This is a genomic window from Streptomyces sp. NPDC056527, assembly GCF_042794475.1.
GTDB lineage: Bacteria > Actinomycetota > Actinomycetes > Streptomycetales > Streptomycetaceae > Streptomyces.
Genome location: NZ_JBHTTQ010000095.1, coordinates 13106 through 28402 on the forward strand (window position 1 = coordinate 13106; position 15297 = coordinate 28402).

Sequence of the window (15297 nt, forward strand, 5' to 3'; positions counted from 1 at the left end):
CCGTGCGCATCACCGCCGACACCGAGCGCTGCATCGGGGCGGGGCAGTGCGTCCTGACCGCCGCGGACCTCTTCGACCAGGACGAGGACGGGATCGTGGCCCTGCTCACCGACTCCGTCGACGACGCGGCCGACGTGGAGCTGGCCCGGCAGGCCGAGCACCTGTGCCCGGCCGCCGCCCTGAGGATCACGGCCGTCGACGAGCACACCACCACGGACGCCACCGAGGGACCGCGGGGCGCATGAGGCCGCGTACACATCGCACCACCGTGATCCGGCGCGCCCTGGTCTCGGCGCTGGCGCTCGCCTCCGTCGCGACCGGGTGCGGCGCCGGATCAGGCGCCGGGGACGGGCGCGGCGGCCGGATCGTGTACGCCGTCGACAGCCAGCCCGACTGCCTGGACCCGCAGATCAGCCCGTACGACGTCACGGCCGCCCTCGGCCGCAACATCTTCGACTCGCTGGTCTCCATGGACGCCGAGGGCCGGATCCGCCCCTGGCTGGCGACGTCCTGGCAGATCTCCGGCGACGGGCGTGCGTACACCTTCCGGCTGCGCGACGGGGTGCGCTTCCACGACGGCACCGCCTTCGACGCGGCGGCCGTCAAGGCGACCCTCGACCACACCGTGGCGCCCGAGACCAAGTCCCAGTACGCGGCCGGGCTGATCTCCATGTACGAGGGCGCGACCGTCGTCGACGCCCGCACCGTGCGGGTGTCACTGTCCCGTCCGTACGCGCCGCTGCTCCAGGTCCTGTCGACGGCGACCTTCGGCATCCAGTCGCCCACCGCGCTGCGCGCGAACCGGGGGCGGACCTGTCTGAAGCCCGTCGGCAGCGGACCGTTCGTCTTCGCGGGCTGGGCCCGCAACCGGCGGATCGACCTCGACCGCAACCCGCACTACGCCTGGGCACCCCCGGAGGCGCAGAACCGCGGACCCGCGCACGTCGCCGGGCTCACCGTCGAGTTCATCCCGGAGGCGGCCTCGCGCTTCGGCGCCCTCAGCTCGGGCCAGGTCGACGTGGCCGCCGCCGTACCCCCCAGCCACATCGGCCGGCTCCGGCACGCCGACGGCTTCCGGCTGCTGCGGGCGGCCCAGCCCGGCGCGCCGTACACGCTGATGCTCAACGTCAACCGGGCGCCGCTCGACGACCCGCGGGTGCGCCGTGCGCTCCAGCGGTCGGTACGCCTCGACGCGCTGGTGAAGGCGCTGTACTCGGGGGCGTACGAACGCGCCTGGAGCACCCTGACACCCGCCACCGCCGGGTACGCGGCCACGACCGAGGGCAGTTGGCCCTACGACCCCGAGGAGGCGGCGCGCCTCCTCGACGAGGCCGGCTGGACCGGACGGGACGAGGACGGCTACCGGACCAAGGACGGCAGGCGGCTGACCCTGCACTGGCCGTACATGACGAGCCTGATGCGCGATCAGCGGGCGCTGCTCGGCCAGGGCATCCAGGCCGAGGCGAAGCGGGCCGGGATCGAGATCCGGTTCACCGCGCTGGAACCGGGGGCCTATCTGGAGAAGGCGATCGGCCGCGACGCCGACATCCTCGCCTTCAGCTGGAACCGCGCCGAACCCGACATCATGCGGAGCTACTTCGACTCCGCGCAGACCGGCGACAAGGGCGGCTCCAACGCCTTCGGCGTCAAGGACGCCCGTCTCGACGGCTGGCTCCGCGAGGCCACCGCCACCCGCGACCCCGCACGGCGGGCGGCCCTGTACGCGCGGGCGCAGACGCGGGTGAACGAGGAGGCGCTCGCCCTCCCCGTCTACGCGCCCGCCACCCTCGTCGGGGCCGCCGACAGGGTCCGCGACGTGACCTTCGACGTCCAGGCGTATCCGCGCTTCCACGACGCCCGGCTGGAGGACTGATGGGGCTTCCCCTGCGCTGGTTCGCACGTCGACTGCTGCTGGCGGCCATGGTCGTCTTCGGGGCGGCCAACGCCGTCTTCTTCGCCTTCCGGCTGCTGCCCGGCGACCCGGTGCGCAGCGTGCTCGGCTCCACCAACCCCACGCCCGAACTGGTGGAGCAGGTCCGCCACGAGCTCGCGCTCGACGAGCCGCTCGCCGTGCAGTACGGACGCTTCATGCGGCGGCTGCTCACCGGTGACCTCGGCGAGTCCTTCCAGCTCCAGCAGCCGGTCGGCGAGGTGATCGGCGATCAGCTGTGGCCCACGGTCCAGCTCGCGGCCGCCGCGTTCGTCCTGGCGCTGGTCGCCGCGGTGACGCTGGCCGTGCTGACCGCGCACCGGCCGCGCGCCCGCCGGATCGCCTCCACCCTCGAACTCGTCGCGGCCTCCACGCCCGCGTTCTGGACCGGGATGCTCCTGCTGGCGCTGCTGTCCTTCCGGTTGAAGTGGTTCCCGGCGATGGGCGGCAGCGGCGCGGCCGGTCTCGTCCTGCCGGCCGTCACGCTCGCCGCCGGTCTCGTCGGCGTCTTCTCGCAGGTGCTGCGGGAGGAGGTCGAACGCGCGCTGGAGCAGCCGTTCGTGCTGAGCGCCCGGGCCAGGGGCAGCGGCGAGACCGCGATCCGGCTCCGCCACGCGCTGCGGCACGGCCTGATCCCGCTGGTCACGCTGGCCGGCTGGGCGGTGGGCGCGCTGTTCGGCGGCGCGGTCGTGGTGGAGAGCGTCTTCAGCCGCCAGGGCCTTGGCCAGGTGACGGCGGGCGCCGTGGCCGGTCGGGACCTGCCGGTGGTGACGGGTGTGGTGCTGGTCTCCGCGGTGGCCTTCGCCCTGATCAACCTCGTGGTGGACGTGCTCTACCGGATCGTCGACCCGCGGATCGACGAGAGGAGCATCGGATGACCGCGCCCGAGACCCGCACGGACACCGGAGGCCCCGGCGCCACCGGCTCCCCCGGAACGACCGACGCTGCCGGGCCCGACCGGGGCGCCGACGGTGCTGGGGCTGCGGGGGGCTCCGGGGCTGCCCGGAACGCTGAAGTCGCCGTGTCCGACAAAGCAGTCGGGCACGCTGAAGTAGCCGCGTCCGCCGAGCTTGACCGGGGCGCCGACGGTGCTGGGGCTGCGGGGTCCACTGTGGACTCCGGCGTCACCGAGTCCGTTGGGGCAGCCCGGAACTCTGACGTCACCGGCTCCGCGGAATCAGTCGAGGCCGGCCGGGACTCCGGCGCCGCCGGGGCTGCCGGGGCCTCCGGGCCCGAGCGGGACTCCGATGTCACCGAGTCCGCCAGGCCCGGCCGGGACTCCGGCGTCGCCGTGTCCGCCAGGGCCCGCCGGGACTCCCGCGGTGCCGCGGCTGGGGCGGTCGGTTCGGGTACTGAGGCTCGTGCCGTGCGTGGCTTTCGGTGGCGGCCGCGGGTGGGTGTCGTGGTGGCCGGGGTCGTCGTGGCCCTCGCCGTCCTGGCCGCCGTCGCGCCCGGGCTGCTCGCCACCCAGCAGCCGGACGCCATCGACCCGGTCAACGCTCTGGCCGGGCCCGGTGACGGGCACTGGCTCGGCACCGACCAGCTCGGCCGGGACGTGCTCAGCCGGATCGTGCACGGCGCCCGCACCTCGTTGCTGATCGGCTTCGGCGCCACGGCCTTCGCCGTCGTCGTGGGCTCGCTCCTCGGCGTGTTCGCGGCCGCCGCCGGCCGGGCGGTCGACCAGATCCTGATGCGGGCCACCGACATCCTGCTGGCCTTCCCCGGCCTGATGCTGTCCCTGGTCGTGGTCGCCGTCCTCGGCCCCGGCACCGGAAACGCCACCCTGGCCATCGGCGCCTCGCTGCTGCCCGGCTTCGTTCGGCTCGCCCGGGGCCAGGCGCTGGCCATCCGTGACAGCGACTACGTCCGTGCGGCCGTGGTGATAGGCCGCGGCAGGGGCTCCGTCTTCGTACGGCATCTGCTGCCCAACGCGCTGCCACCCCTGCTCGTCCTCGCCACGGTGAACATCGGCAGCGCGGTCATCGCCGGATCGACCCTCAGCTTTCTCGGCCTCGGTCCGCAGCCGCCCTCGCCCGAGTGGGGCGCCATGCTCGCGGAGGGCCGTGACCACCTGGACACCTCGTGGGCGGCCGCCGTCTTCCCCGGCCTGGCCATCACGGTCACGGTCGTCGCGGTCACGGTCGTGGGCCGGGCCCTCCAGCGCCGGATCGACGGAAGGGACGGCCATGGGCGTTGACGAACCCCGCGCCGGGCAGGCACTCCTGACAGTGGAGGACCTGCGGATCTCGTTCGGCCACGGCCGGCACCGCACCGAGGTCGTCCACGGCGTGGACCTCCGGTTGCGGGCCGGTGAGTGTCTGGCCGTGGTCGGCGAGTCGGGCTCGGGCAAGACGGTCACGGGCCGGACGCTGGCGGGGCTGACCGGCCCCGGAGCCACCGTGAGCGCCCGCAGACTCGAGTTCGACGGCCGGGACCTCACAGCCCTCGGCGAACGCGAGTGGCGGCGGATCAGGGGCGCGGAGATCGGGCTCGTGCTGCAGGACGCGCTCGTCTCGCTCGATCCGTTGCGTCGCATCGGCGCCGAGATCGAGGAGTCGCTGGCCAACCACGGCATCGGCACGCGCCGCGACCGGCCCGGGAGGGCCGTCGAACTGCTGCGGGAGGTCGCCGTCCCCGAACCGGAGTGGCGGGCCCGGCAGTTCCCGCACCAGCTGTCGGGCGGGCAGCGGCAGCGGGCGCTGATCGCCTCGGCGATCGCCGCCGGCCCGCGCGTGCTGATCGCGGACGAGCCGACCACCGCGCTCGACATGACCGTGCAGGCGCAGATCCTCGACCTGCTGGCCGCCCGCCGCGACGCGGGCACCGCGCTGCTGCTGATCAGCCACGACCTGGCGGTGGTGGCCCGACTCGCCGACCGCATCGCCGTGATGCACGACGGCCGCCTGGTGGAAACGGCCCCGGCCGCGCGCCTCCTGGAGGCCCCCGCCCACCCCTACACCCGTCGTCTCCTCGAAGCGGTCCCGTCACCCCGCCGGCGTACGGCCCGGGGCGCGGACACCCCGCCGCGGGATCCGGCCGACGACACGGGCGCGCCGAGCCCGGTAGGCCATGGCCGGCGACCCGCCGACCCGCACCCGGCCACCGGCCCGGCGCACGACGAGCGCGCCGGTGGCACACGGACGGCCACCCGCCCGCCGCGCGGCGAGCGTTCCGACACCACAGACGTGGTCAGGGCGGACGCGGGCGCGCTGACGGCCACGCTTCCGGATCACGGCGCGCGGACCACGGGCCCGGACGCGGTGGACCCGGCGAAGCCAGGGACGGCCACCGACCCGGCGCGCGGTGAGCGCGCCGCCGTTACGGAACCCGATCAGCCCGCCGTCCCCGCCTCCGGCCAACCCGCCTCCGGCGCCGTCGTACTGCGGGTCGAGGGACTCTTCAAGCGGTTCCCCGGGCCTGGTGGAGGCATCGACGCGCTGAGTGACGTGTCCTGCGTGCTTCGGGCCGGTGAGACGCTCGGGGTGCTCGGGGAGTCGGGGTCCGGGAAGTCGACGCTCGCCCAGGTCGTGCTCGGGCTGCTGGAGCCGGACGAGGGGGCCGTGACCCTGCTCGGGCGGCCCTGGTCCGGGCGGAGCGAGCGGGCGCGGGCCGCGCTGCGGGGGCGGATCCAGCTCGTGCAACAGGATCCGCTGTCCTCCTTCGACCCGCGGTGGACCGTGGAGCGGATCGTGGCCGAGGCGCTCGGCGCCGGGGGCCGTCGGGCCGCGCGCGGTCACCGGGCCCGGATCACCGAGCTCCTGGGCCTCGTGGGCCTCGGCCCCGAGCTCCTCGACCGCGGGCCCCGTGGACTGTCCGGCGGGCAACGGCAGCGCGTGGCGATCGCCCGCGCGCTCGCGCCCGAGCCCGACGTCCTCGTCTGCGACGAGCCGGTCTCCGCGCTCGACGTCTCCGTCCAGGCACAGGTCCTCGACGTCTTCGAGCGGGTACGTGAACGGCTCGGCGTGGCCCTGCTGTTCATCTCGCACGACCTCGGCGTGGTGCGCCACGTCAGCGACCGGGTCGCGGTGATGCGGGCGGGCCGCATCGTCGAGACCGGTCCGGTGGAGCGGGTCTTCGCACGCCCGGAACACCCCTGGACGAGGCAGCTGCTGGACGCGCTGCCCCGGCCCGCCCATTCCTCGACCACTCCAACCACCCCGGCCGCGCCTCCCGCGCCCGGCCATGTCTCCTGATGGTGAGTCGCCCTATGAACGACACTGCTGGATTCCGTCTGTCCGTCCTGGACACGGTGCCCGTCTGGAACGGCGTCCCGGCCGCCCGGTCCCTGCGTGAACTGCTGGAGCTGGCCCCGGCGGTGGAGCGGCTCGGCTACCACCGCTACTGGCTGGCCGAGCATCACAACATGCCGGCCTTCGGCACCTCGACGCCGCCCGTGCTGATCGGACAGCTCGCCGGCGTCACCTCGACGCTGCGGATCGGTTCGGGCGGCGTCATGCTGCCCAACCACGTGCCGTTCGTGGTCGCCGAGCAGTTCGCCACCCTCGACGTCTTCCACCCGGGCCGGATCGACCTCGGCATCGGCCGCGCGCCGGGCGGCGAGCCCGCCACCGCCCGTGCGCTGCGGCGCACCGGCGACCCGGCGCACGAGGGTGCCTTCGGGGAGCAGCTGGCCGAGCTGATCGGCTATCTGACACCGTCCGGTCCGGACGCCCGGCCGCCGGTCGCGGTCAGCCCGCCGCCGGAGCGCCCGCTGCCGGTCTGGCTGCTCGGCACGAGCGCCTCCAGCGCCTCGCTGGCGGCCCGTCTCGGTCTGCCGTACGCCTTCGCCCACCACCTCAACCCGAGCGGTACGGAGGCGGCGGTGGCCCGCTACCGCGAGGAGTTCCGCCCCTCGGAGCGGCTGGAGCGTCCCTATGTCGCGGTGTCGGCCCAGGTGGTTGCGGCCGACACGGACGAGGAGGCCGAGTACCTGGCCGGGCCCATCAAGGTGGCCCATGTGGAGGGGCGGATCAATCCGCTGACCCTCTTCCGTACCCCCGATCAGGCGGCCGGATATCAGCTGACGGAAGCTCAGCAGCGTTATCTGGACGGTCATTTCGCCCCGCAGATCGTGGGCGGGGCGGAGACGGTACGCCGGCGCCTCGCCGACTTCCGGGCCCGGACGGGCGCGGACGAGCTGCTGGCGACGGCGCCCGTCTTCGGCCTCGAGGCCAGGGTCCGGACGTTCCGGCTGCTGGCCGAGGCGGTGGATCAGCCCGCGTCGGCCGAGGCGGGGGCCCTCAGCCCGGCCAGCTCGGCGAGCAGCTCGTAGGACCGTACGCGCTCGTCGTGGTCCTGGACCACGCTGAGCATCATCAGTTCGTCGGCGCCGGTGGCCTTGGTGAGTTCGGTGATCCGCTGCCGCACGGTCTCCGGCCCGCCGAAGATCTGGGGGTCGTACATCTGGTCGACCACCGCCCGCTCCTCCGGTGCGAAGGAGAAGCGGGCGGCCTCCTCGGCGGGCGGGAAGTACGGGTTCTGGCCGCGCAGCGACTGGGCGGTGATCATCCGCAGCGGGGCGCTCAGCAGCTCGCCCCGGGCGTCGTCCTCGGCCACCGCGCCGAAGGCGGCGATCATCGCGTAGGGCTCGGCGAGGTACTCGGAGGGCCGGAACTCGGAGCGGTAGGCGTCCAGCGCGGCCAGGGTGCCGTGCGGGGCGAAGTGGTGGGCGTAGGCGAAGGGAAGCCCCAGGGCGGCGGCGAGCTGTGCGCTGTACCCGCTGGAGCCGAGCAGCCAGACCGGCACGGTCTGTTCGGCCGCCGGGACGGCGAGCACCGTCCCGCGCCCGGCGGTCGAGGCATGGGTGCCGCCCGCGGGCGGCGCGAAGTACCGCAGCAGTTCCTGGATCTGAGCGGGGAAGTCGGTGCCGCCGAGCGGCCCGGCCTGGCGGCGCAGCGCCCTGGCCGTGAGCGGGTCGGTGCCGGGTGCCCGGCCGATGCCGAGGTCGACCCGGCCGGGGTGCAGGGCGGCCAGGGTGCCGAACTGCTCGGCCACCACGAGCGGCGGGTGGTTGGGCAGCATGACGCCGCCGGCCCCGACGCGCAGATGCGTGGTGGCGGCGGCGATCTGCCCGGCGAGGATCGCCGGCGACGAGGTCGACAGCGACGGCATGTTGTGGTGCTCGGCCAGCCAGAAGCGGTGGTAGCCGAGCCGGTCCACGGCGCGGGCCAGTCGGATGGTGTTGCGCAGTGAAGCGGTCGCCGTCGACCCCCGCCAGACGGGCGCGGTGTCCAGGACAGACAGGCTGATACCCAGTTCAGTGGTCATGGAACGAGAATATGGGGACTGTCCCCACTTTTCAATACGGCCTGGACAGCACCTGTTTCAGGCCGCCGAAGGCAGCGCCGGACCGGAGTCCAGGAGGATCGCCTGATGCAGCTCGTGCAGCTGCCGGCACGGGCTGATGCCCAGCTCCCGGTCGAGCGCCGAACGCACCGAGTGGTACGCCTGGAGCGCGTCCGCCCGACGGTCGGAGCGGTACAGCGCGAGCATCAACTGCCGGTGGAACGCCTCGATCAGGGGGTGCTTGGCGACCAGCGCGTACAGCGGCCCGACCAGCTCCCGATGCCGTCCCAGCGCCAGATCCGCCTCGTTGCGCATCTCGACGCACTCCAGCCGGGTCTCCTCCGCCCAGGTGGCGAACTCGTCCACGATCGCGCCGCCCCGCAGCTCGCCCAGGACGGTGCCGCGCCACAGCGACAGCGCCTGACCGCACAGCGCGGAGGCCTCCGCGTGCCGACGCGCCCGCGACGCGGCCCGGCCCTGCTGGGCCAGCCGCTGGAAGTCGTGCGCGTCCAGCGTGTTGTCGCCCAGCTCCAGGACGTACCCCGGGAACCGGGTCACGATCGGACCCTTGCCGCGGTCCGCGCGTTTCAGCAGTTTTCGCAGCTGGGATATGTACACATGCAGCGTGGCCGTGGCACGGCGTGGCGGATCGTCGCCCCAGATCTCGCCGCACAGCTGGTCCGTGGAAATGACGTCCTCGGCACGTACCAGCATGGCCGCGAGAAGGCATTCCACCTTCGGTGCGCTGATGGCGAAAACATCGTCGCCGTCAGTCATGCGCAGGCTGCCCAAGATTTCGAATCGCATGTCTTGTTGACCTTCCGGAGATCGCATGGACCGACAGTGCTCAGCGCGTCACTGAGCCGTAGCGACCGTCGAGATAGACGAGTGGGTGCGCCGGGTCGCCCTCGAGCGCGTGAATCGGCTGCGCGATCACCAGGGTGTGATCGCCGGCGGGCAGGTCGTACACCTTGCGGCAGACCAGCGCCGCGGGCACGCCGTCGAGCAGCGGCACTCCGTGCGGGCCGGACCTCCAACGGGTCGGCGGCGCGAACCGATCGGCGCCGCTGCGTGCGAAGGTCGTGGCGAGTTCCTGCTGGTCGAGGGCGAGGAGATGTACGGCCACGTACTCGGCGGCGCAGATCGTGGCCCATGACGAGGCACGCCGGCCCACTCCGAACGAGACGAGGGGAGGGGCGGACGAGAGCGAGCTGAGCGAGGTCGCGGTGAACCCGACGGGCCCTCTCTCACCCATCGCTGTGATGATCGCCACGCCGGCCGGGTGTGTCCGGAAAACGCCCCGGAACACATCCGCCGTGATCGGCTCCTCGTCCACCGTGCCGGTTCCCGGACACGTGGTGGACGCGGACCAGACGTGATGATGGGCGACCCCATCTTGACTCACTTCAACCCCCTGAAGGAACTGAACCGGGGCCGGTCGGACCCCGCGCGGTTCATTGCCGTGCCTTCAGCCTCACAGAGGGATCACGTACGGGCATCAGTGGAAATACGTACGGCCATCAAGCGAGCCAATTCCGCGCGCGAACCGATCTCCAATTTCCGGTAGATCCGGGACAGATGCACCTCCACCGTGCGCGGACTCAGCCCCAGCGCCTCCGCGATCTCCCGCGTCCGACGGCCCGTCCCCGCGACCCGGGCGACCTCCCGCTCCCGCTCCGTCAGCACCTCCAGACCGGTCACCGGCGGGATCGGCGCGGGCAGCAGCGCGTGGCAGCCACGGCCCAGCGAGTTCTCCAGCGGCGTGTCCGGGCTCAGCCGCGCCAGCAGCAGGACGTCCCACTGCTCGGCCAGCTCCTGCGCGGACGCCCACAGCTCCGCCGCCCGCTCCGGACGGCTGCTGTTGCTCGCCGCCCGGGCCGCACGGATCCGGGCCGTCAGCCGGTGGAGCCGCAGCTGCGCGTTGTCGAAGGCGCGCTCCGCCTCCTCGTACAGCGCCACCGCCGCGTCCCAGTCGCCCTGCTCGACGAGCACGTGCCCGCGCGACAGCAGCGCGTACGCCCGGTTGTGCGGCAGCCGCAGGGTCTGCGCCGCGCCGGCCGTGCGGTCGCCCCACATCGACGTGCTGCCCGTGCCGCCGGAGAGCGAGGCCAGGGTGAGCAGTTCGAAGGCGCGGGGACGCTGGGCGGGATCCAGATCGCCAAGCTCGGTGCCGCCGAGCTCCAGGAGCAGGCTCACACAGCGGTCCGGGCTGCCCTGGAGCAGCAGCGCCTCGGCGAGGGTGAGGACGGCGGCGCCGTGCCAGCGGCAGGCCGAGCGGCGCAGGGTGGTGACGGCCTGTTCGGTGAGGGCCGAGGCCCGGCTGCTGCCCGGCGGATCGGCGTACGTCACGCACAGCGCCTCCTGGGCGAGGGCCACGGCGCGCAACTGCTGGGCGCCCAGATAGCCCGACAGCTCCGCGGCCTCGGCGGCGGACCTGCGGGCGCTCTCCAGCCGGCCCTGACGCAGCTGGGCCTCGGCCAGTCCGCTCAGCAGCACGGGCAGCATCGCGTTGTGCGAGCAGTCCCGGACCACCGCGGTGCCGCGCTCGTAGAACGACTCCGCCTCGCGCGGCCGGCCGAGCGCCTGGGCGCACCAGCCCAGCAGCGCGAGGTACTCGGAGTGGTAGTACACCTCGTTGTGCGAGAGCTCGTCCATCTGGCGCACGGCGGCGTCGTAGGAGGCCAGGCACTGCGCGGTGCGGCCGGCGGAGAGCTCGCCGAGGGCATGCAGGGCCATGGCCCCGGCCAGCGTCGTGCGCTTGCCGCCGGCCCGGGCCAGGACCAGGGCCTGGGCGGCCACCTTGGGCAGTTCGTCGTCGCCTCGGAGCGATGAAACGATTCCTCGGTAGATCGTGAGCTGAGCCAGGAGATCGTTGTCAGCGTCCATCTCGCGCAGGGTGCCCAGTTCGGCGGTCACCAGCTCCGCCGCCTCGCTGAACCGCCCGTGGAGGCACTCGACGATCACGCAGAGCCGGACCGCCGCCCGGTGCGCCTCGCCCGGACCCAGCGCCGACCCCTGCGTCAGCTGCATCCGCAGCGAGGCGTCGTCGGCGAGGTAGTTCGCCGCCCGCAGCGCCCGTGCCAGCGGGGGGATCAGGCCGAGGAGCCGGCCGGTGGACTGCTCGGACGCGGGCAGTCCGTGAAGGGCCGTCAGCAGCCAACGTACGGCGTCGTACGGGGAACTCTGCTCCGTCTCCTTGCCTGCCCGGGCCAGTGTCTCCAGGTCCTCCGGGGTGAAGGAGCTGGTCGACAGCTCGATGTGCACGGCCCGCTCGGAGGCCGACGCGGCCCGGCGGTTGAGCACGGTGAGCGCCCTGCGATGGGCCTGCGAACGCCAGCAGCGGTCGGCCTGGTCGTGCAGCACACGGCGCAGCACCGGGTGCCGGAAGCCCAGTTGCGTGGCGGAGCAGCGCAGCGGCCGCATCACGTCCAGCTGGATGAGCGTGTTGACGACCGCGCAGGTCTCGTCGACGGGCAGCTCGGAGACGGCCGACAGCTCGTCCCGGCTGAACCGGTCGCCGAGCACCGCCGCCGACTCCGCCACCAGCCGCTCCGCCGGGTCGAGCACGGCGAGTTCGGCGGCCAGCGGCGCCAGCCGCCCGGTCAGCAGGTCGGGGCGCAAGCCGGGGCCGAGCGGCGAGGCGTCGCCCTGCGCCAGCAGGTACAGCGGATTGCCGCGGCTCTCCTGGAGCACCGAGGGCAGCCAGCCGGTGTCGGGCCGCACGCCGAGGAGCCGGGCGGCCTGGTCCAGATTGAGCGGCTGGAGCTCGATCCGCTGCACCCGGTCCTGCTCGGCGCCCTGGGCGAGGGTGCTGAGCAGCGAGGGCGCCGCCTGCCGCGGCCGGTGCGCGAGGACGAGCAGTACCGGCGCCCGGAACGTCCAGCGGGCCAGGTGGTCGGCGAGCTCGAGCGACTGGGGGTCGGCCCAGTGGAAGTCGTCCAGGACGAGCAGCAGCCCCCCGTCGGCGGCCTGGTTGAGCAGTGCGTGGACGGCCTGGGAGAGCTGGAGCGGAGGGAGTTCGGCGCCCCGTCCGCCCAGCCGGGCGCAGAGCCCGGCGCGCAGCAGCTCGGCGTGGGCGGGGGAGAGGTCGGTCAGCCTCTCCGCCGTCATCAGGCCGTTCAGCGCGCGGGTGAACACATGCAAAGGATCATGCTGCTCGGACGGGTAGCAGCGGCCGTCCAGCACCGGGACGCCACGGGCGCGCGCGGCGGAGGTCAGCTGGGCCAGCAGGCGGCTCTTGCCCGAACCGGGCTCGCCGAGCACCTCGACGATGCCTCCCCGACCGTTCTGCAACTCCTGCAGCGCGCCCAACAGCAGTAACGACTCCTTGCAGCGCACCGAAGACGCCTGCGTCGAAGTCTCCGTGACCAGCGACATATTCACGATGACCGTCCCTTCCCCCTTGAGTCGACACCTCGCGTACCACCTTAACGATCACTCCGTCACGATGGTACGAGTGGCTTGTTACGGTGGTCTGAACCAGAAGATACTTTGCGTAAGGGATAACGAACGCGCCCTGGTCGGCAGGTGCCGACCAGGGCTTCGCTGGGTGTGCGGGAAGCGGGCTACGAGGTCGTGACCTCGCGCGCGGGGCCCGCCGCCTGCTCCTGCGCCGGCTCCGTGTCGTCGCCGCCGCCCATCGCGACGCTGCGCATGACGAGCGTGAGCAGGATGGTGAGCGCGGTGAATCCGGCGCCCCAGGCGAACGCGGTGGTGACACCCTCGGTGAGGACGAAGTCCGCCGTGCCCTTGGCATCCAGACCGGCCGGGACCTCGTTCGAGGCGGCGCGGCTCGCGGCGCCGAAGACGGTGACCATGATGGCCAGGCCGAGCGCGCCGCCGATCTGCTGCATCACGTTGAGCAGGCCGGAAGCGGCGCCGGTCTCCTCCGGCGCGATGCCGGACATCAGGATGGTGGTGACGCCGACGAGCAGGGTGCCCATGCCCAGACCGGCGACGAGCATCGGACCGAGCAGCGCGGAGAGGTACTCGGCCTCCGGGGTGATCTGGGCGAACCAGATCAGACCGACGCTGATGGCGGCGGCGCCGACGGCGGTCAGCACGCGCGGGCCGACCTTGGGCAGCGCCTTGGCGGCGATGCTGGAGGTGGCGAGGATCAGCACGGCGAGCGGTACGAACGCCAGGCCCGCCTGGATGGGGGTGAAGCCCCGGACCTCCTGGAGGAACTGGGTCAGGAAGAAGAACATCGCGTTGCCGGCGGCCATGACGAACAGCAGCGAGAGGTACCCGGTCGCGCGGTTGCGGTCGGCGAACAGCCGCAGCGGGGTGATCGGCTGCTTGGCGTGGGTCTCGATGAAGACGAAGAGCGCGAGCAGGACGATCGCCAGGGCGAAGGAGCCGAGGGTCAGGGTGTCGCCCCAGCCGCTCTCGGCGGCCCGGATGAAGCCGTAGACCAGCGCGGTCATGCCGACGGTCGAGGTCAGGGCGCCACCGAGGTCGAAGCGGGCGGGCTTGCGCTCGGTCTCGTGGATGAACATCGGGGCCGCGATCAGCAGGGCGATGCCGATGGGCACGTTGATGAAGAGCACCCAGCGCCAGGAGAGCCAGTCCGTCAGCAGACCGCCGCCGATCAGGCCGATGGCGGCGCCGGAGCCGGAGACCGCCGCGTAGAGACCGAGGGCGCGGGCCCGGGACTTGTCGTCGGTGAAGTGGGTGGCGATCAGCGCCAGCACGGTCGGCGCGGCGATGGCGGCGCCGACACCCTGGAGCGCGCGGGCCGCGAGCAGCATTCCCGCCGAGTTGGCGAGGCCGCCGAGCAGCGAGGCGAGCGTGAACACCGTGACGCCGATGAGCATTCCGCGGCGGTGTCCGAGAACGTCTCCGGCGCGGCCGCCGAGCAGCAGCAGTCCGCCGAAGGTCAGCAGATAGGAGCTGAGGACCCAGGAGAGTCCGGTCGGGGTGAAGTCCAGCGCCTCCTTGAGGTCGGGGAGGGCGATGTTCACCACGTTCACGTCGAGGATGAGCATCGTCTGGAGGGCGAGGACGATGACGAGCACCATGCCGGGACGGCGGTCCGCCGCGCCTCCCTTGGCGGGCGGGCTCTGGCCCGCGGTGCTCGCGACGGTCTCTTCACTCATGATTCGGCATCTCCTCGGAAAGCTAAACGGGGACGTTCCACGGTTCTTCCTGGGAAGATACAGGGACCGTCCCCGTTTAGCAATCGTCAGCGTGTCCGCGTCAGTTGACGCCCAGTTCCCTGTCGATGAAGTCGAAGATCTCGTCGTCGGACGCCGACGTCAGGGAGACCGCCTCGGACTCCGCCTCCGCACCCTCCGACTCCAGCCGCAGCAGCAGATCGCGCACCCGGCCCGTCAGCCGCCCCCGGCCGCCGTCGCCCGAACCGAGCGACACCAACCGGGCCTCGATCCGGTCCAGATCGGCCAGGACCGATGAGACCGGGTCCTCCTCGGCCGGCGCGAGCGCCGCCAGCAGATGCCGGGCCAGCGCCAGTGGCGTCGGATGGTCGAAGACCAGCGTGCTCGGCAGCCGCAGCCCGAAGCCCGCGTTGAGCCGGTTGCGCAGCTCGACCGAGGTGAGCGAGTCGAACCCCAGCTCCTTGAAGGGCCGTTCGGTGCCGACCCCGCCCGCGTCCGTGTGTCCGAGCACCGTCGCCACATGACCCCGCACCAGCCCGAGGAGCAGCTCGAGCCGCTCCGGGCCGGCCAGCGCCGCAAGCCGGTCCCGTACCGCCGTACCGCCGTCCGCCGCGTCCTGTGCACCGGCCGCCGCCCGACGCACCGTCCGGCTCTCGCCGACCAGTTCGCCGAAGAGCGCCGGCAGCGATCCCGCCCGGGCCCGCGTCCGCAGGGCCGCCGGGTCGAGCCCGACACCGACGGCCAGGGGCTGACGGCCCGCCAGGGCCGCGTCGAAGAGCGCGAGTCCTTCGGCGTTCTCCAGCGGCAGGATGCCGTCCCGGGCCATCCGGGCCAGGTCGGCCTCCCCGAGCTTCTCCGTCAACGAGCTGCGCTCGTCCCAGAGTCCCCAGGCGAGGGAGGTGGCGGGTTGTCCTTGGGTGTGGCGGTGGTGGGCGAGTGCGTCGAGGAAGGTGTTGGCGGCTGCGT

General features: G+C 73.1%; 12 protein-coding genes. 6 read left to right on the forward strand and 6 right to left on the reverse strand.

The genetic code is table 11. From position 1 onward, the window contains the following. Positions 1-2 precede the first annotated feature (2 nt). From ACFQ7Q_RS30655 to ACFQ7Q_RS30680, 6 genes are all read left to right on the forward strand, one after another. Positions 3-245, forward strand: a complete 243-nt coding sequence (locus ACFQ7Q_RS30655) for a ferredoxin (protein WP_383560762.1) — start codon at positions 3-5, stop codon at positions 243-245. Beyond that, positions 242-1873, forward strand: a complete 1632-nt coding sequence (locus tag ACFQ7Q_RS30660) for an ABC transporter substrate-binding protein (RefSeq protein WP_383560765.1) — start codon at positions 242-244, stop codon at positions 1871-1873. Before ACFQ7Q_RS30655 ends, ACFQ7Q_RS30660 begins: the two co-directional genes overlap by 4 nt. Beyond that, on the forward strand, positions 1873-2808 hold the full coding sequence (locus tag ACFQ7Q_RS30665) for an ABC transporter permease (protein ID WP_383560768.1): 936 nt from the start codon (positions 1873-1875) through the stop codon (positions 2806-2808). The genes ACFQ7Q_RS30660 and ACFQ7Q_RS30665 overlap by 1 nt, the downstream gene beginning before the upstream one ends. A 488-nt stretch (positions 2809-3296) precedes the next feature. Next, the gene (locus tag ACFQ7Q_RS30670; protein ID WP_383560771.1) at positions 3297-4127 is read left to right on the forward strand and encodes an ABC transporter permease; all 831 of its coding nucleotides are present in this window, start codon (positions 3297-3299) and stop codon (positions 4125-4127) included. Continuing rightward, positions 4117-6123 carry a dipeptide ABC transporter ATP-binding protein gene (locus ACFQ7Q_RS30675; protein WP_383560773.1) on the forward strand — a complete coding sequence of 669 codons (2007 nt, stop codon included), beginning with the start codon at positions 4117-4119 and terminating at the stop codon, positions 6121-6123. The genes ACFQ7Q_RS30670 and ACFQ7Q_RS30675 overlap by 11 nt, the downstream gene beginning before the upstream one ends. A gap of 14 nt (positions 6124-6137) precedes the next feature. Continuing rightward, positions 6138-7202, forward strand: coding sequence for an LLM class flavin-dependent oxidoreductase (locus ACFQ7Q_RS30680; protein ID WP_383560775.1), 1065 nt, complete (start codon positions 6138-6140; stop codon positions 7200-7202). On the opposite strand, the gene ACFQ7Q_RS30685 is transcribed toward ACFQ7Q_RS30680, so the two are convergent. From ACFQ7Q_RS30685 to ACFQ7Q_RS30710, 6 genes are all read right to left on the reverse strand, one after another. Further along, the gene (locus ACFQ7Q_RS30685) at positions 7142-8197 is read right to left on the reverse strand and encodes an LLM class flavin-dependent oxidoreductase (protein WP_383560778.1); all 1056 of its coding nucleotides are present in this window, start codon (positions 8195-8197) and stop codon (positions 7142-7144) included. The genes ACFQ7Q_RS30680 and ACFQ7Q_RS30685 overlap by 61 nt on opposite strands. 57 nt (positions 8198-8254) lie before the next feature. After that, on the reverse strand, positions 8255-9022 hold the full coding sequence (locus ACFQ7Q_RS30690) for a BTAD domain-containing putative transcriptional regulator (RefSeq protein WP_383560780.1): 768 nt from the start codon (positions 9020-9022) through the stop codon (positions 8255-8257). Between the two features lie 40 nt (positions 9023-9062). Further along, a complete protein-coding gene (locus tag ACFQ7Q_RS30695) occupies positions 9063-9551 on the reverse strand; it encodes a flavin reductase family protein (RefSeq protein WP_383560782.1) in 489 nt (162 codons plus the stop codon). A 149-nt stretch (positions 9552-9700) separates the two neighbouring features. Beyond that, the gene (locus tag ACFQ7Q_RS30700) at positions 9701-12526 is read right to left on the reverse strand and encodes a helix-turn-helix transcriptional regulator (RefSeq protein ID WP_383560784.1); all 2826 of its coding nucleotides are present in this window, start codon (positions 12524-12526) and stop codon (positions 9701-9703) included. Between the two features lie 254 nt (positions 12527-12780). Beyond that, positions 12781-14235 (reverse strand): MFS transporter, encoded by a 1455-nt coding sequence (locus ACFQ7Q_RS30705; RefSeq protein WP_383560789.1) that lies wholly within the window; start codon positions 14233-14235, stop codon positions 12781-12783. A gap of 178 nt (positions 14236-14413) precedes the next feature. After that, positions 14414-15297: phosphopantetheine-binding protein (locus ACFQ7Q_RS30710; protein WP_383560787.1), on the reverse strand; the 884-nt coding region annotated here is incomplete at its 5' end.